The 22,226-nt window shown below is 61.1% G+C and carries 18 protein-coding genes and 4 pseudogenes; 5 read left to right on the forward strand and 17 right to left on the reverse strand.

Annotated features, from left to right (window positions below; all coding sequences use genetic code 11):
- Window positions 1-52: 52 nt before the first annotated feature.
- The 10 genes from CNE_RS35355 to CNE_RS35390 form a co-directional block, all read right to left on the reverse strand.
- Entirely contained in the window at window positions 53-877 is an 825-nt protein-coding gene (locus CNE_RS35355) for an IclR family transcriptional regulator (RefSeq protein WP_013959574.1), read from the reverse strand.
- Window positions 878-976: 99 nt separating this feature from the next.
- On the reverse strand, window positions 977-1,294 hold the full coding sequence (locus CNE_RS43250; RefSeq protein WP_080569661.1) for a tripartite tricarboxylate transporter substrate-binding protein: 318 nt from the start codon (window positions 1,292-1,294) through the stop codon (window positions 977-979).
- A complete protein-coding gene (locus CNE_RS43255; RefSeq protein WP_080569662.1) occupies window positions 1,273-1,578 on the reverse strand; it encodes a tripartite tricarboxylate transporter substrate-binding protein in 306 nt (101 codons plus the stop codon). The genes CNE_RS43250 and CNE_RS43255 overlap by 22 nt, the downstream gene beginning before the upstream one ends.
- Window positions 1,475-1,717, reverse strand: coding sequence for a tripartite tricarboxylate transporter substrate-binding protein (locus CNE_RS40255; protein ID WP_080569663.1), 243 nt, complete (start codon window positions 1,715-1,717; stop codon window positions 1,475-1,477). The genes CNE_RS43255 and CNE_RS40255 overlap by 104 nt, the downstream gene beginning before the upstream one ends.
- Before the next feature lie 234 nt (window positions 1,718-1,951).
- Window positions 1,952-3,286 carry an MmgE/PrpD family protein gene (locus CNE_RS35365; protein WP_013959576.1) on the reverse strand — a complete coding sequence of 445 codons (1,335 nt, stop codon included), beginning with the start codon at window positions 3,284-3,286 and terminating at the stop codon, window positions 1,952-1,954.
- Window positions 3,287-3,316: 30 nt separating this feature from the next.
- Entirely contained in the window at window positions 3,317-4,132 is an 816-nt protein-coding gene (locus tag CNE_RS35370; protein ID WP_238553166.1) for an alpha/beta fold hydrolase, read from the reverse strand.
- Between the two features lie 39 nt (window positions 4,133-4,171).
- Window positions 4,172-6,274 (reverse strand): acetate--CoA ligase family protein, encoded by a 2,103-nt coding sequence (locus CNE_RS35375; protein WP_013959578.1) that lies wholly within the window; start codon window positions 6,272-6,274, stop codon window positions 4,172-4,174.
- Between the two features lie 4 nt (window positions 6,275-6,278).
- The gene (locus tag CNE_RS35380; RefSeq protein ID WP_013959579.1) at window positions 6,279-7,073 is read right to left on the reverse strand and encodes an enoyl-CoA hydratase/isomerase family protein; all 795 of its coding nucleotides are present in this window, start codon (window positions 7,071-7,073) and stop codon (window positions 6,279-6,281) included.
- Window positions 7,074-7,123: 50 nt separating this feature from the next.
- Complete coding sequence (locus tag CNE_RS35385; protein ID WP_013959580.1) at window positions 7,124-8,119, reverse strand: tripartite tricarboxylate transporter substrate binding protein; 996 nt, start codon at window positions 8,117-8,119, stop codon at window positions 7,124-7,126.
- Between the two features lie 283 nt (window positions 8,120-8,402).
- Complete coding sequence (locus tag CNE_RS35390) at window positions 8,403-9,203, reverse strand: Bug family tripartite tricarboxylate transporter substrate binding protein (RefSeq protein ID WP_013959581.1); 801 nt, start codon at window positions 9,201-9,203, stop codon at window positions 8,403-8,405.
- An 80-nt stretch (window positions 9,204-9,283) separates the two neighbouring features.
- On the opposite strand from CNE_RS35390, the pseudogene CNE_RS35395 reads away from it, so the two are divergent.
- Window positions 9,284-10,493 (forward strand): annotated as a pseudogene (locus CNE_RS35395) (Fic family protein); the annotation flags it as partial.
- Window positions 10,494-10,728: 235 nt separating this feature from the next.
- On the opposite strand, the gene CNE_RS35400 reads toward CNE_RS35395, so the two are convergent.
- Window positions 10,729-11,691, reverse strand: coding sequence for a tripartite tricarboxylate transporter substrate binding protein (locus CNE_RS35400; protein WP_013959582.1), 963 nt, complete (start codon window positions 11,689-11,691; stop codon window positions 10,729-10,731).
- Between the two features lie 125 nt (window positions 11,692-11,816).
- On the opposite strand from CNE_RS35400, the gene CNE_RS40260 reads away from it, so the two are divergent.
- From CNE_RS40260 to CNE_RS35415, 4 genes and pseudogenes are all read left to right on the forward strand, one after another.
- On the forward strand, window positions 11,817-12,152 hold the full coding sequence (locus CNE_RS40260) for a LysR family transcriptional regulator (RefSeq protein ID WP_013959583.1): 336 nt from the start codon (window positions 11,817-11,819) through the stop codon (window positions 12,150-12,152).
- 275 nt (window positions 12,153-12,427) lie between these two features.
- Window positions 12,428-12,849: pseudogene (locus CNE_RS40265) on the forward strand (transposase); the annotation flags it as partial.
- Between the two features lie 656 nt (window positions 12,850-13,505).
- Window positions 13,506-13,862, forward strand: a complete 357-nt coding sequence (locus CNE_RS41635; protein WP_041229102.1) for a hypothetical protein — start codon at window positions 13,506-13,508, stop codon at window positions 13,860-13,862.
- Window positions 13,863-14,060: 198 nt separating this feature from the next.
- The gene (locus tag CNE_RS35415) at window positions 14,061-15,272 is read left to right on the forward strand and encodes a polyhydroxyalkanoate depolymerase (protein WP_041229326.1); all 1,212 of its coding nucleotides are present in this window, start codon (window positions 14,061-14,063) and stop codon (window positions 15,270-15,272) included.
- Between the two features lie 37 nt (window positions 15,273-15,309).
- On the opposite strand, the gene CNE_RS35420 is transcribed toward CNE_RS35415, so the two are convergent.
- The 6 genes and pseudogenes from CNE_RS35420 to CNE_RS35440 form a co-directional block, all read right to left on the reverse strand.
- Complete coding sequence (locus tag CNE_RS35420; protein WP_013959585.1) at window positions 15,310-16,575, reverse strand: polyhydroxyalkanoate depolymerase; 1,266 nt, start codon at window positions 16,573-16,575, stop codon at window positions 15,310-15,312.
- A gap of 484 nt (window positions 16,576-17,059) precedes the next feature.
- Window positions 17,060-17,185 (reverse strand): annotated as a pseudogene (locus tag CNE_RS42555) (histidinol-phosphate aminotransferase); the annotation flags it as partial.
- A gap of 588 nt (window positions 17,186-17,773) precedes the next feature.
- Complete coding sequence (locus CNE_RS35425; RefSeq protein ID WP_013959586.1) at window positions 17,774-19,036, reverse strand: MFS transporter; 1,263 nt, start codon at window positions 19,034-19,036, stop codon at window positions 17,774-17,776.
- 3 nt (window positions 19,037-19,039) lie between these two features.
- A complete protein-coding gene (locus CNE_RS35430) occupies window positions 19,040-19,777 on the reverse strand; it encodes an MBL fold metallo-hydrolase (protein ID WP_013959587.1) in 738 nt (245 codons plus the stop codon).
- A 25-nt stretch (window positions 19,778-19,802) separates the two neighbouring features.
- Window positions 19,803-20,468, reverse strand: a complete 666-nt coding sequence (locus CNE_RS35435; protein WP_013959588.1) for an ArsR/SmtB family transcription factor — start codon at window positions 20,466-20,468, stop codon at window positions 19,803-19,805.
- A 418-nt stretch (window positions 20,469-20,886) separates the two neighbouring features.
- A pseudogene (locus CNE_RS35440) lies at window positions 20,887-22,146 on the reverse strand (IS256 family transposase).
- Window positions 22,147-22,226: the final 80 nt, after the last annotated feature.

Here is a 22,226-nt window from a genome sequence, read left to right on the forward strand (position 1 = left end):
CTACCGCGCTGACTTCGGGCTAGGTATTTCAGCAGCCTGTTAGGCGGCTTGCTCAAGAGCCCCCGGATATCTCACTTTCCAGCCGTCGCATCCGCGCCTGTATCGTCGCCGCAAGTTCCATCAGTGGCTCTGCCAAAGCAGCCTCGACAGCCTCGGCATCCTCTTGGGTCGATACACTCACATTTAAGGCATGGACTTCATAGCCGCCGATGTGTAATGGCGTCGCCATCGCAATGACCTGAGGCTGCCATGAAGCAACACAGTAGCCCTTTTCTCGCACCGAAAGGACTGCGACCTCGATTTCCCGACGCAAGCTCCGCCAGCCGCGGCCCTGGTGTTTTTCAGCGAGAGCCAACAACATCGCGCTGAACGCCTCAGGTGCAAGCGTCGCAAGGTAGGCACGGCCCAGCGACGTCAATGCCATCGGGATACGCTGCCCGCTCACCACCGTTCGTAACGACTGTCGCCGGTTGTAGCGAAACGACTCGAGATAGACCATCTCATCCCCGTCGGGCGCCGCCAGGCCGACGTTAATCTTGTGGCGCATTGCGACCTCAACCATCATTGGCGCCGCGACTTTGAGGACCTGCGAGCTGTCTCGCATGGCGTGTGCCATGCTGAGCACCGGCACAGCGAGGCGATATGCTCGAAACTGCGGAATGTATTCGAGCATACCTGTCTCAATCAACGACTGCGTCAGCCGGCTGACGGTCGACCGGGACAAACCGGTGCGCTCCGCAATCTCACTGTTGCCTAGCATTGAGGAACCGGCGCGGAAGGCGCGCAGTACGGCAATGCCGCGTTCGAGCGAGCGATTCGGCGTTGCCTTGCCCTGACCTGGTTTTATCCGTTCAATGCTGAGAATGCTGTTTGACATGAAAGCTTTCCAAGACTCATCAGACCGTCCGGACGGTAGCTGGCATGACTCCAGGGAATGCTACTCGATGCGGATCTCCTTGTCCTTCACCACCTGCTTTCACCGGCCGACCTCTTGCTCGGCGACCGCGCGTAGGTCCTGAGGTGAGCCGATGCCTCCCACCACGCCTTCGCGCCCCAGCCGGTCACGAAATGCACCGGAGGCTGACGCTTGCACGATAGCCCGATGCAGCGCAGTGACGACATCGGGCGGCGTCCCCTTTGGCGAGAAGACACCGTACCAAACCTCGGCACTGTAGCCTTTGACAGCTGCCTCCGCCACCGCAGGAACATCGGGAAAAGTTGGGGAACGCGTGGACGAAGTTACTGCGAGTGCTCGCACTCGACCGTCGCGGATCAATGTTGCAGCGCTAGCCATCGTCGCGAACGCAACATCAATATGGCCGGCCAACAGATCGGAAAATGGGGCACAGAGCCACCGTATGGCACGTGCACAAGCCGGATGCCTGCCATGGGTTGGAAATACTCGGCTGCCAAGTGGACGGACGTGCCGTTGCCCGCCGAGCCATAGGTCAGCTTCCCCGGATTCGCTTTGGCTTCACGCAACAAGTCCGCTGCCGATCGGATCTTCTGTCGTTGCGCACCAGCACCACGTTCGGCGCCCGGCCGAGAGTGCGACCGGTTCGAAGGCCTGGATGCCATCGTACGGCAGCTTGATGCCGATGCTGGCAACGATGGAAAACGCACTGGTGGTGAGCAACAGCGTATGGCCATCCGACGGACTCTTACTCACCACGTCGCTGCCCATGATCGAACCGGCTCCAGGCTTGTTCTCAACGATAAAAGGCTTGCCGAGGCTACGCGAAAGTTCATCGCCCCAGCGAGCGTGCTATCACATCAGTGCCACCGCCAGCCGGAAACGGAACAATCACGCGAACCGGTCGCTGGATACGATTCCGCACGCGCTCCTATGGACAAAACAGACAATGCGGCAACTAGTACGACGTGTAGCAAGCTGCCTAATGGGTTGATCCTTTGCATGATACTGGTGTAGTCGAGAAGAATGCCGGGCCCTTCACGCAAAAAGTTCGCGGATACTTTCGGATTCAACATGCCAAATACGCCCTGCCAGCCGACGTGCGGCTTCAACGCCCACAATCGGGGACGCCAGTTCCATCAGCTTGCCGTCGAGATCCGCGTCCGACAACGGATCCTCGGGATCGCCCTTCCGATTTTGCTGAAGGTAGTCGGCTTTGGCGCCGTCCAAGGTTTCGATCTCCACCCTGGCTGCGCGCTTGAAAGGAAACCATTCATCGATTTCCGGATCGACCACGATTGTCATGCAATCCATTAGCCGGCGCGTCTCATCGTCCCGCAGCCGCTCCGGTGTGTAGGCCGGCAGGCGTACGCTGCCATGTACCAGTGCGGTAGCGACGATGTACTTGAGGCTGAACTTGGCCTCGTTCTCCGTCTGGGGATCGAGGTAACAGGCGATCTCCAATGCAGGACGGTAGGTAGCAACGTGAATGTGCCGGATCTGCGAGGTGTCAATGCCAAGCTTCGCTTTCAGGGCGAGTGCGCCGTCAATTGCCGCAAAGGTGTGGCCACAGCCGATATGGTTCTTGAAGGTTAGTCGGCAGATATGGAAATCCGTGCCCAGTGTCGCGGCCAACGCGCCCCATTCCGGGCCGTCAGACATAGCACGGCCAATTCCCGTCTCGCCGTCAAGCACATCGAGCGAACCCGTGATACCGGCAACGGCAGCACGGGCAGCCAGCACGCCTCCCTCTGCCGCGCGGCCCACGTGCAGAGGCTTGGACATCGAGTCCATGCGGAATGCCTGCTGCAGTCCGGCGGCAAAAGTTGCCGCGGTTGCCAGCGCGTGCGCAAGCTGCTCCTCGGTCGCGCCATAGATACACGCGGCCGCTGCCGCCGCGCCGAAGGTTCCAACGGTGGCGGTGCTATGCCAGTAGCGATAATGCGCGCGGCCCAGTACCACGCCAATGCGGGTCGACACTTCATAGCCAACCACGATACCCTTCAGCAGCAGCTCACCGGCGGCGCCTACGTCCTGCGCGGCAGCGATCGCGGCGGCAATGGTCGGAGCACCGGGGTGATACATCGCGTCGCGAAAGCTGTCGTCGATTTCGGCAGCGTGAGCGGCGGCGCCATTGAGCAACGCCGCAACGCGCGCCGTGACATGTTGCCCCCCAGGCAGCGTGGCGTTGCCCCGGCCGAACTCCTCTTCCAGCGCACCTCGAAGTCGCCGTACCGCCTCCGCGTCAAGGCCCGGGAACAGTGCTGCATGCCAGTCGATCAGCGCGCGCTTCGCATGGTGAAGTACCTCGACGGGTAGCGGTCCAGCTTTTACGGTGCTGAAGAATGGCCCAAAAGCCTCTGTTGCGTACATGGATTCTCCTCTCAGCCGGCCCTGGCCGGCTTATGTCAATGTCTGAGCGCGCTGCCGCAGCCACGCGTTCAGCATCGTGTTGACTTGTTGGTGGGCCTCATATTGCACCCAATGCCCGGCGTGCGGGACCAGGTGGACGCTGACTGGGTGAGCTCCTGCTGGCGCCCCTTCGCGAGCGTTTCGGGCGACTTCCGAGAGCGATTCAGGTGACATGGTCACGTCCTTCTCGCCCCAGATCATCAGTATTGGTCCGGCAAAGCGGGTAAGGGCGTCCTGCAACCCGCCGGCACGCGAAATCGGCTTGCTGCGGAAACGCGTCGCACGGCAAGCTTCGATATGGATAGTCACGGCTTCGCCACCGATCCCCGCTGGTTCGGCAATCATGAATGCCGCCAAGTTGTGGCGCATTGCATTGGCCAGCGCCGCAGGGCTTTCACAGCGGCGCCAGTCGACGAGCGCCTGTGTCATGCGTCGTGGCCCGCCATGGCCAGCCGGCCCGATCAGCGCCAGACGATCGACGGTCACCTGAACCAGGCCCGCATGGGTTGCCAGGTGTGCCGCCACCAGCGCTCCAAACGAGAAGCCCACCAGGTCAACGCAATCTAGCGGCAACTGAGCCAGCGAGCGGGCCAGGACATCGACGAAGCCAGGCAAATCCGAGCATGGTGCGGGCCCAGCCTCGCCAAAACCCGGCATGTCGGGCACCAGTAGCCGGCGTGTCCGGGAAAGCGGTTCGATATTGCGCGCCCAATGCTGCCAGTTTCCGTGACCGCCGTGGAGCATGACGGTAGTCGGTCCGGCCCCAAAGCTTCGCCAGACGACCTCGCAGCCGTCCACTGAAGTCACCAGCGCACTCTCCCGCTCACCGCGCATGCCGTTGCCTCATTAGCGATTGCCGCCGTCGGTCAGTATCGCCACGCCGTCGGCGGCCACAACGCCCTGCCCTTCCGGTAGCACGAACACAGGATTGATCTCGGCCTCAATCAGCCTGTCGCCAAGCGTTGCGACCATCCGCGAGAAGGCGACAATGGCGTCGGCCAGCGCATCCACGTCCGCCTTCGGCCGGCCGCGGTAGCCCTGCAGCAGGGGAGCCGTCTTCAGCCGCTGGATCATTTCCAGTGCCGCCTGGCGCGTCAGACCGTGGCCGGTGGGCAACAGCCGCAGCGTGGCATCACTGAACAGTTCCGCGGTAACCCCACCCATGCCAAGGAGGATGGCGGTACCAAGCGCATCCCGGTGCATGCCGAGAATCACCTCCACTCCGCCCTTGACCATCTCCTGCACCAGGTAACGCTGAGGTACGATTCCCGTGGCGGACTGTACGTCCGAAGCCATCTTTGCGAGCCGCCCTGCCACTTCGGCGGGCGAAACATTGACGGCCACGCCGCCGACATCGCTCTTGTGCGTGATCTCGGCCGATAACACCTTTAGCACGACATTGCCGCAGAAGCCCTCCGCGGCCGCCCGCGCCTGATCGCCGTTGGTGACGACAACCTCCTTCGCAACCGGCACATCAAAGCCGGCGAACAGCGTCTTTGCCGCAGCTTCGTCAAGCGGGCCGGTACCGAAGGTGTGCAGATCCGGCAGCGGCAGCGAGGAAGTCCCCACTTCTTCGTCCGCCCCAACTTCGCTCGCGCGGAGCATCGCATCGAATGCTACCGTGCATGCCTCTGGCGCTGAGAATGCCGGCACGCCACGCCGACTGAGCAGCGATGCGACTTCCGGCGCATGCGGGCTGACATATGCAATCACCGGTTTGTCGCTGTCTGGCAGACAGTCACGGATCGCATTGGCCATCAGGTCCGGCATTGCCAGGCTTGACGAACCCACGATCACCGATACAGCGTCATAGCTCGGGCTTTCCAGCAGGATCGAGATTGCGGCACGCAGCAGATCGGGCTGCAGCCCAGCCAGGGTCACATCGATCGGGTTGCGGTCGAGCGCTGCATGGTCCCCCTTCTGCAATGCCCGCAGCTTCGCCGCGGTCTCTTCGTCCGGTGCCGGCGTCTCGAAGCCTGCCACACCCAGGCTGTCAGAGACCAGCGTCCCAGCGCCGCCGGTCGAGGTCAGGATGGCGATGCGCTTGCCGCGCAGCTTGCGGCCCGTAGCCAGTGCCGCAGGCATGTCGAGCAAGTCGGAGAAGGTTTGCGCGCGGATCACGCCGACTTGCTCGAACAGAGCGTCGTACATACGGTCGGCGCCGGCCAGTGCACCTGTGTGGGAGACCGCGGCGCGTGCCCCGCTTTCGGAGCGGCCAATTTTGAACGCCACCACCGGCTTGCCGGCGCGCGCCGCCTTCAGCGCGGCGCGGCGGAACGTGTCAGGGTTGCGCACGCTCTCGACATAGAGCGCGATCACGCGGGTGGCCTCGTCGTCGGCCAGGTAGTCGATAAAATCGGCCAGGTCCAGGTCGACTTCGTTGCTGGTGGAAATCAGCTTGCTCAGGCCGATACCCCGCGCCGCGGCGCGTGACAGTAGGGCGCCGAGGATACCGCCGCTCTGCGATACCACGCCAATGCTGCCAGACGGGAACTGGTCCATCTCCAGCGCGCCGCTGGCCGACAACGGAATATTGTCGGTCAGGTTGACCAGCCCGATGGTGTTCGGCCCCAGCAGGCGCATGCTGCCGGCTGCTTCAATCAGCTCGGCCTGGCGCCGAGCGCCCTCCGCGCCGGTCTCGGTATAGCCGCTGGCCAGCACGATGGCAGCTCCTGCACCGCGAGCAGCCAGGTCGCGCACCGCCAGGTGGGCACGCTCGGCGCCCAGCAGCACGATGCCGACATCCGGCACTTCCGGCAGCGAGGCGATGTCGGGATAGCAGCGCAGGCCGTCGATCGATTCGACCTTGGGGTTGACCGGGTAGATCGCCCCGCTGAAGCCGTGCTTGCGCAAGTAGGACACCGGACGGCCGGCGGTTTTGGTGGGATCAGCGGAAGCCCCGATCACGGCGACACTGCGCGGCGTGACAAGTCGTTGGATGGCGTTCATGGTGTCAGATCTTGCTGGCGGCTTTATTAAGGAAAGCCAGCACGGACTCGCGATGCTCGGTGCTGGTGTAGCAGATGCCCTGCGCCTGGCTGCCTTGCGCAAATACCTGGTCGGCGGGAAGTTCGAAGGACTGATTCATGATGCTCTTGCCCAGCGCGATGGCGGTGGCCGAGCCCTGGCTCAGCTCTGCCGCCCACGCCAGCGCATCGCCGATCAGCGTTTCGGGCTTGCTCAGGCGGTCTGCAATGCCCAACGCCTTGGCTTCCTCCGCCTCGACTTTTCGACCCGTGAAGACCAGCTCCTTGGCAGTCGACAAGCCTACGCGGCGCGGCAGGAAATACATGCCGCCGCCATCCGGGATCAGCCCGCGGTTGATATACGACCACGAGAACGACGCCGATTCGGAGGCCACGACGAAATCGCAGCATAGCGCCGTATCGGCACCCAGGCCCGCCGCGGCGCCATTGACCGCCGCAATCGTGGGCTTCGGCATGGTATGCAGCAACTTTACAGTGTGGTGCACCCGCTGTTGGCGGCTCCACCCGTTAAAGCCAACTTCACCCTGCGGCGCTTCCATACGGCGCTGCATCCCGGCCACGTCGCCGCCCGCGCAGAAGCCCTTGCCGTTGCCGGTGAGCACCAGTGCGCGGATTGCCTTGTCGGCCGCGACGCGCTCCAGCGCATCGATGAATTCCGTACGCATGTCATCACTCATGGCATTGCGCTTGTCCGGACGGTTGAAGGCGAGCAGCGCGATGCCCGATTCGATCTTCAGTTCGATCAGGGAATAGTTGTCCATAGCTTGATTCGGTTCTGTGTCTGCGATGCGTTCTGTAGTCTTGGCCGCGCTCAGTCGGCGGTGATGTTTGCTTCCTTGATAATCTCGCTCCAGCGCTGGCTCTCGGCCTTGACGTAGCGGCCAAATTCGTCCGGCGTGCCGCCACTCACGGCGAGGCCCTCTTTCTCGGCGCGCTTGCGAAATGCTTCGGTACGCACGGCCTTTTTTGCCGCCGCGTTCAGGCGCGTGATCACCGCCAGCGGCGTACCCGCCGGCACAAACAGGCCATACCAGCTATCGGCCACGTAGTTGGGCACGCCGCTTTCGGCGATCGTCGGCACCTTGCTCAGCGCCGGCGCCTGTGAACGCTGCGCGGTAGTGACCGCCACCGCGCGCAGCTTGCCGCTCTCCAAGTGCGGCGCGACCGCAGCCGCCGTGGCGAACATCACGTCGACCTGTCCGCCGAGCAGATCCGTAATGGCCGGACCAGCGCCACGGTACGGAATGTGGTTGATCTCGACCTTCGCCATCTTCTTGAACAGTTCGCCTGCCAGGTGCGCGGAGGTACCCGCGCCCTGCGATGCATAGTTCAGCTTGCCCGGCTTGGCCTTTGCGGCGACGATCAGGTCCTGCACGGTCTTGATCGGGCTGTCCGGTTTGACTACCAGAACATTGGGTGAGCGCCCCACCAGTATGACCGGCGAAAAGGCCTTGTCGGTATCGAACGGCAACTTCTTGTGCAGGCTCGGATTAACGGCGTGGGCCATGGTCGCCATGACCAGCGTGTAGCCATCGGGCGCGCTTTTGGCCACCGCATCGGTCCCGATGATGGTGCTACCGCCAGGCTTGTTGTCGACGATGACGGGCTGGCCCAGATCCTCGCCCATGGTGATACCCATTGCCCGCGCCACCAAGTCGGTGCCGCCACCGGGGGCAAATGGCACGACCAGGCGAATCGGCTTGTCGGGGAAAGCTGCCAGTACAGGGAGCGGCACGGCGGTGACCATCATGAAGGGGATGGCAGCCTTGGCAAGCTGGCGGACGAATCCGGTACGGATCGAATGCATGGAGTGTCTCCTGGAAGGATTTGAAACGCTGCCGGCTTATTCACCAACCTACGCCGCGTGCGTCTTATTTGTTGGAGATAGCTTAGGCTTTGTCACGTTGACATTCACCCCCGCAATTCCACTGTATGGAATTTGCATGTATCGACAAACCGCCCCAACGAGAAAAAGCCCGGCAGAGCGCACAAACTCTGCCGGGCCCACGCCCTCTCCAGACCAGTCCCAGAATGCCAGCCCGAAGATTGAGGACTCTAACCAGACGCCGGAGGGCGATCCGGCGAAAACCTTACTCGGGCTTGACGTTCCGCTCCGCAATCAACTTGGACCACTTTCCCCCGTCCGCGCGGATCCGATCGGAGAACTCCGCCGCGGTGGACGGCGCCGGCGTCAATCCCATCTTCGTGAGATTGGCCTTGACGTCCTTGTTTTCCAGTATTCTTCGGACGGCGCCATTCAGCTCCTGCACAATCTTGGGAGGTGTGCCAGCGGGGACCATCAGACCGTACCAGTTTTCGGCATACACGCCCTTGATGCCGCTTTCGTCCAGAGTCGGGACGTCCGGCAGGTAAGGTAGTCGCTTGGCCGTGGTCACTGCGACAGGCTTTAGCTTCTTGCCATCGACGAACGGCACAAGCCCCGACGCATCGCCAAAGAATGCGTCGACCTGCCCGCCGATCGTATCGGTGATGGCCGGCGCTGCGCCCTTGTACGCCACATGCAAGAACTCCGCCGAGGTCGAGGCCTTGAACAGTTCGATCGCCATGTGCTGCATACTGCCAATCCCTGACGATGCCAGCGACACCGAACGGCCCGTACGGCTCTGGGCCACGAGGTCCTTGGCGGAGTTCACCTTGGACTGCAGGGGCACCACCAGGACCTGGGGTGTCGTGACCACAATGGATACCGGCACCAGGTCCCGCTCCGGACGATAGGACAGGTTTTTATACAGCGAAGGGTTGATAACGATCGCTCCAGCGCTGGTCAGGAAGAACACCGAGCCATCTGCCGGGCCCTTTGTCACGGCACTGACTGCGATGGCGCCGCAATTGATGGCGCAGTTTAAAGAACCGCGCCACAATTGCGCCATTCTTTAAGCGAACTGCGCACGTCCGACATGTTCCCTGCCCACGCCCTGCTAGAAGTATCCGGAAAGCCTCCGCGGGACTAATGCTTACCGAGTTGCTGGCACAGCATCCCGACGTTGCACGGCGGACAGCACAACGCTGGATGAGCCAATGGATCGATGATCGACAGATCATGGCGATCGGCAAAGGTCGCGCCCGTCGTTATTTCGCTGCGAAAGCGACCAAGTTTGCCGCTGCCTCCCCGGAGGAAGACCGTTTCCCGGGTTACATTCCGCTTTCCGCCGATAGCCCGCGACATCGTGGCGTATATCGATCAGCCTCCGGAGGCGCGCAAACCTGTGGGGTACCAACGCGACTTCCTTGACGCCTATCAGCCCAATGTCACACGGTACCTGTCGGAATCGCTTCGGCGTGAGTTACACAATATGGGCAAGACGGCGCAGGCTGATGCGCCCGCTGGAACCTACAGCAGGGCCATCCTGAACCGGCTACTGATCGACTGGCATCGAGTCATTTTGAGGGCAACACCTATTCCCGCCTCGACACCCGGGAGCTGATCGAGCACGGGAAGGCGGCGCAAGGCAAGGCGGCCATCGAAACACAGATGATTCTCAACCACAAGACTGCCATCGAACTGCTGGTGGAGAACATCGGTACGGTAGGTTTCGACCGCTATACCTTGATGAACCTGCATAGTGCCTTGTCGGAAAACCTGTTGCCCAACCCTGCCGATGAAGGCCGTATTCGACAGCACGCCGAAGACATTGGCAGAAGTGTTTCCCCTGTCAGCACCACAGCAAATTGAGGAAGCACTAGATGTCCTGCTCGGGAAATTGAATCAGATTGCCGATCCCTTCGAACAGTCATTCTTCGCGCTGGTGCACCTACCATATCTGCAACCATTCGCGGGCGTGAACAAACGAACCTCGCGCCTGGTGGCTAATCTGCCGCTGTTCCGCGAAAACCTTTGTCCGCTCACATTCCTGGATGTACCGGAGCAAGCTTATAGTCGCGCCATTCTCGGCATGTATGAAATGACCCGCGTCGAATTGCTGCGCGATCTCTACGTTTGGGCTTACGAGCGCTCAACGCAAGAGTACCTGGCCATCAAGCAGGACCTGGCGGAACCCGATCCGCTACGCTTTGCCTGGCGTGATGTGATCAAACAAACGATCCGTGACGTCGTTCTGCAACCCGATCAGGATGCGCTATCCGTGATTCGGCAGGCCGTCATGGCAAGAGTGCAAGAGGCTAATCGTGACAACGTGGAAGCGCTGATCGTAGAAGAACTCCCAACTGATTGCTCGCCGCGCAGCGAGAATTACTGGCCTGGGAAGTCCACGCTCAACGAGGGAAAGGACATGGTGAGCGGCACACGAGTTGCTGGTAGGCCGCGGTAAAGCCACCCGAGGTAATCACGCCGGAGCAGCCAGCCAGAGCATGAGAACCATCAAGTTATGCCTGGCGGCAAAGATTGTCAGCTTCATGTCGACTCCAATTATTCACAGCTACGGACCGCGCTGACAATCAGTCTTCTTTCATATTGGCTGCGCGCGCGATCGGGCCGAGGCGAGCCTTTTCGCCTGCCAGAAACGTGGTGAAGTCTGCCCGCGTCCCGCCCATCGGCTGGATACCTTGCGGGATCAGCCTGGCCCGCAGTTCAGGTGACTTGATGGCGGCGTCGATAGCCTTGTTCATCTTGTCGAGGATCGCATCAGGCGTACCACGCGGTGCGAATACGCCGGACCAGTGACCGATGAATACGCTGGGATAGCCGAGTTCTGCGGTGGTGGGCACATCCGGCATCGCGGCAATGCGGGTATTCCAGGTGGAAGCGATCGGTCGCAGCTTGCCGCCCTTGACCTGCGGAAGAACCACAACACTGGCTTCGGAGGTGGCGTCTACTTGTTTGCCGACAACGGCGACCATACCTTCGGAGCCACTCTTGTAGGGAATGATCTCAAGTTTTGCGCCGGTCGCCAGCTTCAGCATTTCCGCGACGAAGTGCGGCGTGCTTCCGGTGCCCGCCGTAGCGAAATTCAGGCTCCTGCCGCCCTTGCCGCTGGCAACCAGACCCTTGAGGTCCTTGATCGGAGAGTCGGCGGGCACCACGATGACCGACGGACTGACGGCCAGCATGGCGACGGGCACCAGGTCTTGCTCCTTGTACGGCAGGTGGGCCTTGATCATGCCGTTGGTGATCACGCCGGCTGCCGGTGCCAGGAAGGTATAGCCGTCCGGCGCGGACTTGGCCACATAGTCGGCACCCAGTACCGAACCGGCGCCAGGCTTGTTCTCTACGATGATAGGCTGGCCCAGTTGCTTGGACGCCGCATCGGCCACGGCGCGCGCAACCAAGTCGTTGGCGCCGCCAGGACCAAACGGTACAACGAACTTTACAGGCTTTGCGGGCCAGGTTTCAGCCCAGGCGGTCAAGGTGCATGCAGTCAGGGTAAGGGTGAGCGCGAGATGGCGAACGGCGATTTTCAACGTAAGTCTCCGAGATCAATCTGTTTATGTGCGCTTTGCGGCACGTCATCACGTCCCGTTCAGGCATTGCAAGAATATTCGGAGACGACTAATCTGTGAATTGCAATTTTCCGATGATCTGATGCATGTCACGCATTAATCTTGCCCTGAAAGATCGGCAGGTGTTTGTCGCTATCGTCGAAAAAGGAAGCTTCCGTATGGCCGCCGAATCACTGATCGAGAAACTGGAAAAGTCGCTTCGCTTGCTGGACCGCACGACACGACGCGCGGAAATGACAAACATCGGTAGGCAATTCCTGGAGGAAGCACGCGCAGCTCTGGATATCCTTGATAATGCGGCATTCTGGCTCGGTGACGAGGCCACGCTTCAACGCGGGCTGGTGACAGTGGCTGCTATACCGCCTGCTGCGCTGCATTTTCTGCCCCAGGCTGCTTCCTTCTGGCGATCACGCCGATGTTAGCGGAGGCGACCACGTCACCGCTGCACTCCGGCAGCGCCATGGTGTACGAACTCACTACCGAGCAAGTCTTGCTGGAAAAGAATGCAGACGAGATCGCGCCGCTCGCCTCGCCTGACGCGCACGGTAGGTCGGTATCACACAAAGGCGGCCTGCGGCGCGCCAGCGCCACAGTCTCCACTACCAAGACGCACGGGTCCGCCGCGCGGCAACCTTTGAAGAGTGCGCGCGCGCCCACTCACGGCGCAGCAGCGGCAGTGAGAAGCAGATCAAAGCCCCACCGCGACAGCGAAGTCAGCCGCAGATTGGCGGAAATCCCGGGAATCGGGCCCATCACAGCGAATGCACTGGTGGCTTCGATCGGCGATGCAAGTTGCTTTAGCTGTGGTCGGCAATTGGCAGCATGGATAGGGCTGGTACCGCGCCAACATTCCAGCGGCGGAAATCAACGTTGCTCGGCATCAGTAAGCATGGTGATTCCTATCTGAGGACGTTGCTAATTCACGGCGCACGAGCGGTATGCCGTTACGCTGTCACCAAGCCGAAGCCTTCTTCTGAGTGGGTCATGAAAGTACAACATCGGAACCTCAATATCGCCGCGGTAGCATTGGCCAACAAGAATGCTCGGATCGTTTGGGCACTGTTAGTCCACAGGCGTAAGTACCAGGCGGATTACACGCCTGCCACGGCAAGCGCGTAATCCGCCTGGCCAAGTTCCACCAAGGATATTGCGAAGGAGCCCACCACCGATTGCACTGGCAACAATGAAGTGATGGCAAGACAGGTCAGACCATGGTTGGCAGAACCCGCGTTATACAGCGCACTCCGAGTGCACCCTTCTGATTGGGGAGCCAACCAGCGGATTCCATCAGGGCCGGCGGTCAATTCCCACATATGAGGCCGGATGTATGGCCGCAATCTCCACCCTCGAACCATCACACCTTGAAAACCTGGCAGTCCCGGGGGCGTACATGTATGTATAAGGAAATGACTTCAACCGGGGTTTCGTCAACCACGTATTCCCGGGCGACGACAATAACCGGCTGTTGTGTGTAGCGTCGTGCAAATAGCGCTTGCATTTTGCCCTCCCACTAAATGTCGTCTCCCAGCTGCGGAACTTGAAACGTCTTCACGACAGTCGTGAACCACTTGTTTCCTGCGAAGCCGCCCTCCCCTTCGGATTTCATGCCCGCGTCGTCGACAGGGCTTTGACCAAATCTTCGACCTTGAACGGCTTTTGGCAACGCGGGACATCGCGATAGGCCGACGCAATGGCTTCGGCGCCGTAGCCCGTCGCGAAGGCAAAGCGGATTCCCCGGCTTGCCAGCGCGTCGGCAATGGCATAGGACCGCTCCCGTGCAGGTCGATGTCGAGGAGCGCGGCGTCCAGCGTCGTGCCTTGGCTATCGATCAAGGCGAGAGCCTCTTCAGCCCAGCCGACCGGTCCAATCACCTCGGCGCCCTCGCCTTCGAGCAAGAGCTTGATTGCCTGACTAACCCCGTAGTCGTCCTGGATGACCAGGATACGACGGCCTTGCAGAGTTGGCACATGATCCATGGGCGCCTCCCGTTAAGCTTCCTTCCGCTGCTGCCCAACGGTCTGCGGCGGTTCCAGCGGCACCTCGATCCGGCACCGTACGCCGCTTCAAAGCGAAGCTGCGTGAGGGCCTTGAGCGTGAAGGTCAGCGCCTTCTCGATCAACTGCCGTCCGTAGCCGCATCGCGTCGTTTCGGGCACTGCAGCCGGCCCAACGCCCGAGCAGCGGCCCCATACGCCCAGAGCCCTTTTCAATGTAAGTTTGTTCCTACAGGGAAAAAATCCAATCTCCGAGAACACGTTTCGTGGCTGCCTGCTCAACAGACGAGCCTCCCAGCACTACGCTGAAATCGTGGTGGTTGACGAGAGTACAGCCTTGTATCAGCTATATGAACTTTGCAATGCTGCGTGGGCGCCGTTTCTTCCCTGGCTTCATGCAAGCGCGACCTTCTTGAGCGCTCTTGAAAACGCACCGATGGCCGCCCCAGCCACCCATCTCGCTGCCGGGTGTCAATTGCTGGTGCGACTTTGCAAGCGCTATCCTAAGAGGCCATTTGGCCTGACCCAAGTATCGATCGACGGTCACCAGGTTGCGGTCAGCGAAGCGGTGGTATTGGACAAGGCGTTTTGCCGCCTGCTGCACTTTGAGCGCGCAACTCCTTATCGCCATCCGGTCGTCCTGCTCGTCGCGCCGCTTTCGGGCCACCACGCCACGCTGCTGCGCGAGACGGTGCGGGCGATGTTGCCAGACTTCGACGTCTATCTCACCGATTGGCGCGACGCTCGCCAAGTTCCGCTCGCCGAGGGTGCCTTCCATCTTGATGAGTATGTCGACTATGTGCGCGAGTTCATCGGCTACTTGGGACCGGACATTTATATCGTCTCCGTATGCCAATCGACCGTGCCGGTGCTCGCCGCGGTATCCCTGATGGCAAGCCATGGTGAGCCCACACCGAAAAGCCTCACATTGATCGGCGGTCCGGTTGATGTGCGGCGTGACCCCACAGTGGTCAATACGCTGGCATTCAATAAATCGCTCGATTGGTTCGAACGCCAAATGATCGACACCGTGCCTTCTATGTACCCTGGAGCCGGCCGCAGAGTCTGCCCGGGCTTTCTTCAGCATTTGGCCTTCATCGCAATGAATCCCGATCGCCACCTGAAATCGCACCTGAACTATTACTTCGATTTAGCGGCAGGCAAAACCGAGTCGGCCAGTATGCATCAATGCTTCTACGACGATTTCAACGCCGTGCTCGACATGGATGCTGAATACTATCTGGAGTCCGTGCGGGTGGTCTTCCAGGAATGTCGCCTGGCACGCGGCATTTGGCGCGTGCCAGGCGAGCACGTACGCCCGGGCGATATCCGGTCCAGTGCCCTAATCACCGTTGAAGGCGAGCACGACGACATTTGTGGCCGTGGCCAGACCCGAGCAGCACACGATCTTTGCACAGGTATCGACGACTCACGCAAGCATCATCTGACCGCTCGCGGCTGCGGCCACTACGGGATCTTCTCCGGCGCTCGGTGGCGCACCCGGATCTATCCACGCATTCGCGCTCTCATCTATGGGTATGCCGCGTGACCGTTTCAGGCTTCGGAGTCTTGTAATTGATAAGAAACTAGCTTCCCGAGCCAAGCGCGGAGGCAGTAGCCTGTCGTATCAGAGCGCGGATGCCGGGGTATATCTCGGAGTGCCATCGGGGGCCACAGAAGAGGTCATAGTGGCCGCACCGGCGCGCCGTCACGTGCCGCTTGTCGCGGGCGGCAAGGCCCCGGCACAGACCGTGCGCTGCGTGGGTCTGCCCGCTGCCGGAAATGGCGTCGTGTTCGCCTTCAATGGTCAGTAGTGCAGTAGTGCGGATGTCTTGCGGGCGCACGGGCTGGCCTCGCACGAACCAATTGCCGCGCGCCGGACGAAACTCCTGGAACACGATCCGGATGGTATCCAGGTAAAACTCAGCCGCCATGTCGAGCACCGCATTGTACGTATCGCAAACGCGCCGGTATGCTTCGGCACGCTCGTAGTCACCCCTTGCGAGCTCCAAATAGTAGTCCTGATGCGACGCCACCAACAGCCCCGGCTGGGCTGCCGCCAGGCCGGCAAGTTGCAGGAAGCTCGGGTACACCTTGCGACCGGCGCCGGCGTAGCGACCGGGCACCGTGTAGATCAAGTTCCGTTGAAACCATGCGAGCGTGTGGTCTGCGGCCAGCCTTCCGACCGCAGTGGGGCTGCAGCGCGCATCGATCGGCCCGCCGATTAGGATCAGACTCCTTGGGGTCGGCTCATCGGCGCTGGCCAACAAAGAAATTGCGGCCAGGGCTGGCACGGTGGCCTGGCAGATGGCAAGCACGTGCAGTTGTTCCGACGAGCCGATCTGACGGATAAACGCCTGCAGTTCGATCACATAGTCATCCAGGTGGAACGGCCCTTCCGCAAGGGGAACGCGGCGCGCATCCGTCCAGTCCGTCACATAGACGATATGCTCCGGCAAAAGGGCTTGGACGACCTCGCGAAGCATGACGGCGTGATGCCCTGCAAGCGGCGCACAGACCAGCACAGCGGGTCTTGGCTGGCAAGTGTCGGCGCCAAGTGCGAGCGGATCAGCTGCAAAGCGCAGCAGACGGCAGAATGCCCTGTCCAGCACAACTTGTTCGATCACAGGGATGACGCGGCCGTTGTGCTGGACGGCAGCGATGCCGAACGTCGGCTTGTCGTAAGTTTTGCCGAGGCGGTACAGCATTTCGTAACCCGCGGCCAAGGCGGGGGCGCCCGGTACCTGCGATAGGGGGCTGTTATGATCGGCAAACGCGTTGGCTGCGCTCGCCGCCCACGCAGCGAATGGCGCGAGCAGCGCGCATTGATACTCCATGAACTGGTACAGCATGGAAACCTCCAGGAAGTACACCGGGCTAGTCGGCGATCACGATCCGATTTCCAGAACGATGGGAGCCGCTGTCTAGGCGGACTTGCCACGGTTCGCGTTTGTGGCGGCCGGCGCCTCCGCTGATGCGCCGGGCTGGACCAGAGTTTCACTATAGGTCGGGCAGGTATTGCTGCGGTGCCAAGGATGGAGCATCGTCCAGCTGTGAACGAAAGCCTGCGCGCTAGTACGGAACTTAAGCATTCGGTACCCTCGCCGCTGCTTTGCCAATTGCTGAACGAACCGGCTATACCGCCAGCTTGTACAAAGCAAAGTCGCCACCCCATCACCACCCCCGGGTCGCTTAGTCTCGGCCCGCACTAGAATGCGGTAACGCTAGCAGTTCGTTCGTGAGCCACCTTGCGGAACGACATGTACGGTGGTGAATCTGACCCCGCCGACATTGCAGCGTAGGCGGGGTGAAAACGTACGGCAAAAAGGAAGAGCGCCGGTACGGGTTCTCCGTGGCGTCGAGCTTGACCAGACCGCGCGAATCCGGCACATGGTAGGCGCCCATGGCGGGTATGTCGTCACGGACGATGCGTCCGATCAGGGCGGGCTCTACGGCTGACAGGGAAACTCCAGTTTTGACTCACCTTGCACATCACGGGGGAGGCCACCCAGCAGCACGGCGAGGCGGTGACGCATCAAACCGGAAAGCTCCAGGCGACGGAGATGCCAACATAGGTAATCGTACTGCGGCCCCTGTATTCAGCCCATTACATAGCAACAACCGCGCAGGCAGGCGAGCCGATTGTGATCTGTCAGGCATAATTTCGATACCGGACCGAAGGTCTACGGTGGCATCGAAGAGGGCCTCATATGGAACGGAGAGGAGATCACAACGAAGACCTGATCGGGAGACCGGCCGAAATCTGCAGTACCCAGGGGGCAAAGCTGCCAGCGTCAGCCACAAAAATCGGAAATTGCCCGACACCGGAATCGCCCTCCTTCACCTAGAACGAAAACATGTTTTAACACGGAGGAGGTGTTTGGATGTCTGGCAGAACCGTTCGCGTAGGCCGACCTGCATCTCGGCGATGTGGGTTAGGTATCGCTCGCCGGGCCAGCTATCCAAACGGGCCTGTCTGACCGCACATCAATCGCGAGCGCCTGCAATCGCCCCCCCAGGGCAATAGGACGGCGATGGACAAGACTGCGGCTATGGGGCCGCTCTCGCTCGTGCCTCACCTGTTGCATGGGTTTCGCTCATCCGCACCGCTGCAACCACACCCGACAGCAAGGTCAGCGCCGCGACCAGCCAGATCGCCGTCGGCACGCCGAACATATCCGCAGTGATACCGGCCAAGAGAGCTCCCACCGCGTAGCCAAGGTCACGCCAAAGCCGGTAGACGCCCACTGCGGAAGCGCGCCAGGGAGGGTGGGCTACGTCGCCGATCGTGGCGAGCAAGGTTGGATAGACCATCGCCGTGCCGATTCCAAGCAAAGCGGCACCCAGACCAAACACGTGGAAATCTGCTGCTACTGCGGTGACGGCAATCCCCCCTGCCTGCAACCACATCCCCGACACGATCAGCCACTTGCGGCCAATCTTGTCCGAAAGAGCTCCGGTGATAATCTGCAAAGCGCCCCAGATTGCTGGATAGATCGCAGCTAGCACGCCGATTTGCGCCAGCGTCATCCCTGCTGCGGCAAAGACCAGCGGGAACAGGCCCCAGGCCATGCCGTCGTTAAGGTTGTTGACCAGCCCGGCCTGGCTTACGCTGGAGAGATTGCGATCGGTCAGCGATGTGCGGCGGAAAATCTCGGCGTGGCTGAGCTTGTCCGCAACTGCTTGAGGATGGTGCTCACGCAACTCGTGCACGACGTGGTCCCGGGTTTCGCGAACCGCAAGCGCGGAAAGCAGCAGCCCGGCAGCAACGTAGACGACGCCCAGGTAGAAGGGTTCGGGCCTGAGACCGAAGTGGGCGGCGGTCCAACCAGTGGCCAGTGCGCTGGCTGCCACCGCGAAGTATCCGGCAAATTCGTTGAGTCCCATGGCCAGGCCGCGCTGCTTCGGGCCGACCAGGTCGATCTTCATGATGACTGTGGTGGACCACGTCAGCCCCTGGCTCACGCCCAACAGGACATTGGCTCCGACCACCCAATTCCAGTTGGGTGCCCACATCAGAATGAATGGGACCGGTATGGCGACCAGCCATCCGGCCACCAAGACTCGCTTTCGGCCGAAGCGATCGGAAAAACGCCCGGCAAAGTAGTTCGTCAGTGCCTTGGTGAGTCCAAACACCACGATGAAGGAAAGAACCGACGTGCGCGCCGCGATGTGGAATTCCTGCTCGGCAATGGCCGGCAGGATACTGCGCTCTAGGCCCACCATGGCACCAACAAATGCGTTGACGAGGACCAGCAGCGAAAACTGGCCGAGGTTCTCACGCAGCCCGAGGCGGATCTGCGCCGCGTTCATGCCTTAGCACCCCCAACCCAGATTTGCCTGCACCATGGCTTCCATGTTGGCGGGTTGAGCGGGGATCTCCCTGGTCACGTATTCGACGAAAGCGGATTTCTCCAAGGTGAGCGCTGCGTTCCAGCGCTTCTCGAAGCCAATGGTCGACGCAGGCTTGCCAGACAAGCCGACGCCGCACGCGCTGCCAGCCTGGTGCCCCGGGTAAATCTCGAGATCTGCAGGCAGCGTCAGCAACTTCTGATGCAGGCTGTCATAAAGCTGGGCGGCCATCTCGCGTTCCATGCCAGCGAGGTCGGGGCGTCCGACGGCCCCCACAAACAGCGTGTCTCCAGTCATCACAAACCATGGCTCGTCGCCTCGGCGCAGGTCGCGCACCAGCAGACAGACGCTGTCGGGTGTGTGCCCGGGAGTGTGCAGGACGTCGACCAGCACATTGCCGGCCTCCAGTCGCTGGCCATCGACCAGCGGCGCGAAGTCGAATGCGACCCGTCCCTTGTTGCTTTCGTGCAGGTAGTAGGGCGCATAGACCTGACGCGCCAGTGCCGGACCCCCGGAGTAGTGATCGGCGTGTACATGGGTGTCGATCACATGGGTAATCACCACGCCCCCCTTCTTGGCCTCGGCAATGAACCAGGCGTCGTCACCGGCGACGACGTCGACGGCAGCTGCCTTGCCGACACCGGCGCATCCGAAGAAATAGGACAGCGTGGCGTTTTCTGCGGGGCGTTGCCGGAAGAACATAACTGTCTCCTGTGTCCAAGCGCCTTCATGGGTTGCCCTGAAGCTCGATGGGCAACCCGTGGGCCCGCCACTCGGCCACGCCATCGGTCAGATGGAAGGCATGGTAGCCCTTGCTGCGCAGGAACTCGACAGCGTCCTTGGCCATCAGGCAGAAGGGTCCTCGGCAGTAGGCAACCACAGGCATGTCTTTGGGGATCTCGGCAAGCCGCTTCTTAAGCTCGCCCAGCGGCAAGGAGCGAGCATGCGGTAGGTGGGCCGCGGTGAACTCATCGGCAGGGCGTACATCCAGCACCAGCACCTCCCCTGCCCTGGCCTTCCTCAGGATGGCGACCCGGTCAAATCCTTGAAGGTCATCGTCATGCTCGACGATGGTCGCCAGTGCCACCTGCAATTCGACCAGCCGCTCTTCGGCTTCGGAACGCAAGGTCACCCAGAGGTCGGCCACACCGGTGCTGGCCAGCCGGTACACGACATACTTTCCATCCTTGCGAGTCTCGGCAAGGCGGGCCCCGCGGAGTTCCTTGAGATGGGCACTAGCCAGCTTCACGCTGATTCCCGCTTGGGCAGCTAGTACCTCGACCGTCTTCTCGCCCTGGCACAGGAGTTCGATGAGCTCCAGCCGCTTCGGGCTGGCTACAGCTTTCCCGATCCGGGCGACCTGCTCGTAAAGGTGATTCTTCAACTCTCTCATGCAATCATTCTAGTGAATATTAGAATTATGGCAAGATTTCGCAGCGAAGGACCTAGTGGGCCGTGGCAAGCGCATCGCTGTCGTGGGCAACCGACCTTCGCTCAGCAAGTTGAGCCAAGGCAACCTCGTCTAAAGCTAGTCGCGGCAATTCCACTACGCGTTCGGTCGTCGCGGGCCTCTAGGCGAATGAGCATTCGGGTCGTCGTAGTGTCGTTTGGAAGAGGTCCGCGATTGAAGCATGAAGGCGACTCGGGAGGAGGAAATCCTCGTCGAAAGCCCGAATGGGTACGAAAGTCGGCCATAGCGGTCGCATTTCTCTCTTTGGAATGATTCCGGTGGCGAGAATCGGCGGCCGATGTGTCGCCCCATTTTCCGGAGGTGTCAGGAATTCTGTGTGCTGAGGTCGGTTAAATAGATCTCAGCGTAGGGCGTTGGTGAAGCGGTCACCGAAGAGAATGGCGAACTGGTTGGCCGCTTGTTTCCAGGTGATGGGCGGCATCTTCCAATCTTTCTCGATGTTGCGCAAGGCCAGGTACAGCAGCTTGCTGGCGGCTTCGTCGCTGGGGAAGTGGCCCCGGTTCTTGACGATCTTGCGCAACTGCATGTGCATGCTCTCGATGGCATTAGTGGTGTAGATGATTCTGCGCACTTCCGGCGGATAGGCGAAGAACGGGATGACCTGCTCCCATTGCCGCCGCCACATGTCGGCCACCGTCGGGAATTTGCGGCCCCAGTCGCTGCCGGCAAAGGCATCCAGCGCAGTGGCAGCGGCATCGGCATCGGCCGTGGCAGCCTGGTAAATCGGCTTGAGCGCGGTCGCCAGGCCCTTGCGATCCTTCCAGCTCGCCAGGTTGAGCGAGTTGCGGATCAGGTGGACGATGCAGGTCTGGATTTGCGCGGCCGGGTAGACGGCCTCGATGGCCTGGGGGAAGCCGCGCAGGCCATCGACGACGGCGACCAGGATGTCCTCCAGGCCGCGGTTCTTCAGTTCGTTGAAGACCTTGAGCCAGAACTTGGCGCCTTCGGTCTGCTCGATCCACAGGCCGAGGACTTCCTTGCGCCCATCGGCGCGGATGCCCAGCGCGAGGTACACCGCCTTGTTCCTGACGGTGCCTTCGTCGCGGATCTTCAGGCGCAGCGCGTCGAAGTAGACAATGGGGTACATCGCCTCCAGCGGGCGCTACTGCCATTGTTCGACCTCGGCCAGCACTTCGTCGGTGATGGTGGAAATCAGGTCAGGCGAGACCTGCAGCCCATACAGTTCCTGCAGATGGCCCTGAATCTCACGCACGCTCATCCCGCGTGCATACATGCTGATTACGTGGTCGTCGAAGCCGGACAGCCGGCGTTGGTACTTGGCGACCAGTTGCGGCTCGAAGGTGGCTTGCCGGTCGCGCGGAATGTCCAGTTCCAGCTCGCCGTTGGGCGTGAGGACGGTCTTTGCACTGCTGCCGTTGCGGTGATTGCCGCTCTTGCCTTGCTTGGCCTCGCTGGCCAGATGGTGCGTCAGTTCGGCGGCAAGCATACGCTCGGCCAACTGCTTCTTGAGCAGGCCGGCCAAGCCTGATTCACCGAGAATCGACTCGACGTCCTTGTTCTGTACCTGAGCCAGCAGTTGATCGATCAACTCATCCGGAAACAGCTTCGGCGCGCTCGATTTCTTGCTCTTCTTGGTCATGCTTGTTGTTTCGGTCATAAGGGCGTTTCTTTCGATATCGTCTCATGACCTCAACACACAAGAAATCTGACAGGCTCGGC

This window comes from Cupriavidus necator N-1 (assembly GCF_000219215.1).
Classification (GTDB): Bacteria; Pseudomonadota; Gammaproteobacteria; order Burkholderiales; family Burkholderiaceae; genus Cupriavidus; species Cupriavidus necator.

What these genes read in the sequence shown, in the direction of transcription:
- CNE_RS35435 (WP_013959588.1), bottom strand. Translation starts at nt 20,468, where the DNA reads ATGAGAGAGTTGAAGAATCACCTTTACGAGCAGGTCGCCCGGATCGGG.
- CNE_RS35420 (WP_013959585.1), bottom strand. Translation starts at nt 16,575, where the DNA reads ATGCTGTACCAGTTCATGGAGTATCAATGCGCGCTGCTCGCGCCATTC.
- CNE_RS35365 (WP_013959576.1), bottom strand. Translation starts at nt 3,286, where the DNA reads ATGTACGCAACAGAGGCTTTTGGGCCATTCTTCAGCACCGTAAAAGCT.
- CNE_RS35390 (WP_013959581.1), bottom strand. Translation starts at nt 9,203, where the DNA reads ATGGCGCAATTGTGGCGCGGTTCTTTAAACTGCGCCATCAATTGCGGC.
- CNE_RS43255 (WP_080569662.1), bottom strand. Translation starts at nt 1,578, where the DNA reads ATGGCATCCAGGCCTTCGAACCGGTCGCACTCTCGGCCGGGCGCCGAA.
- CNE_RS43250 (WP_080569661.1), bottom strand. Translation starts at nt 1,294, where the DNA reads ATGGCTAGCGCTGCAACATTGATCCGCGACGGTCGAGTGCGAGCACTC.
- CNE_RS35385 (WP_013959580.1), bottom strand. Translation starts at nt 8,119, where the DNA reads ATGCATTCGATCCGTACCGGATTCGTCCGCCAGCTTGCCAAGGCTGCC.
- CNE_RS40260 (WP_013959583.1), top strand. Translation starts at nt 11,817, where the DNA reads ATGTCACGCATTAATCTTGCCCTGAAAGATCGGCAGGTGTTTGTCGCT.
- CNE_RS35380 (WP_013959579.1), bottom strand. Translation starts at nt 7,073, where the DNA reads ATGGACAACTATTCCCTGATCGAACTGAAGATCGAATCGGGCATCGCG.
- CNE_RS35425 (WP_013959586.1), bottom strand. Translation starts at nt 19,036, where the DNA reads ATGAACGCGGCGCAGATCCGCCTCGGGCTGCGTGAGAACCTCGGCCAG.
- CNE_RS35355 (WP_013959574.1), bottom strand. Translation starts at nt 877, where the DNA reads ATGTCAAACAGCATTCTCAGCATTGAACGGATAAAACCAGGTCAGGGC.
- CNE_RS35375 (WP_013959578.1), bottom strand. Translation starts at nt 6,274, where the DNA reads ATGAACGCCATCCAACGACTTGTCACGCCGCGCAGTGTCGCCGTGATC.
- CNE_RS35430 (WP_013959587.1), bottom strand. Translation starts at nt 19,777, where the DNA reads ATGTTCTTCCGGCAACGCCCCGCAGAAAACGCCACGCTGTCCTATTTC.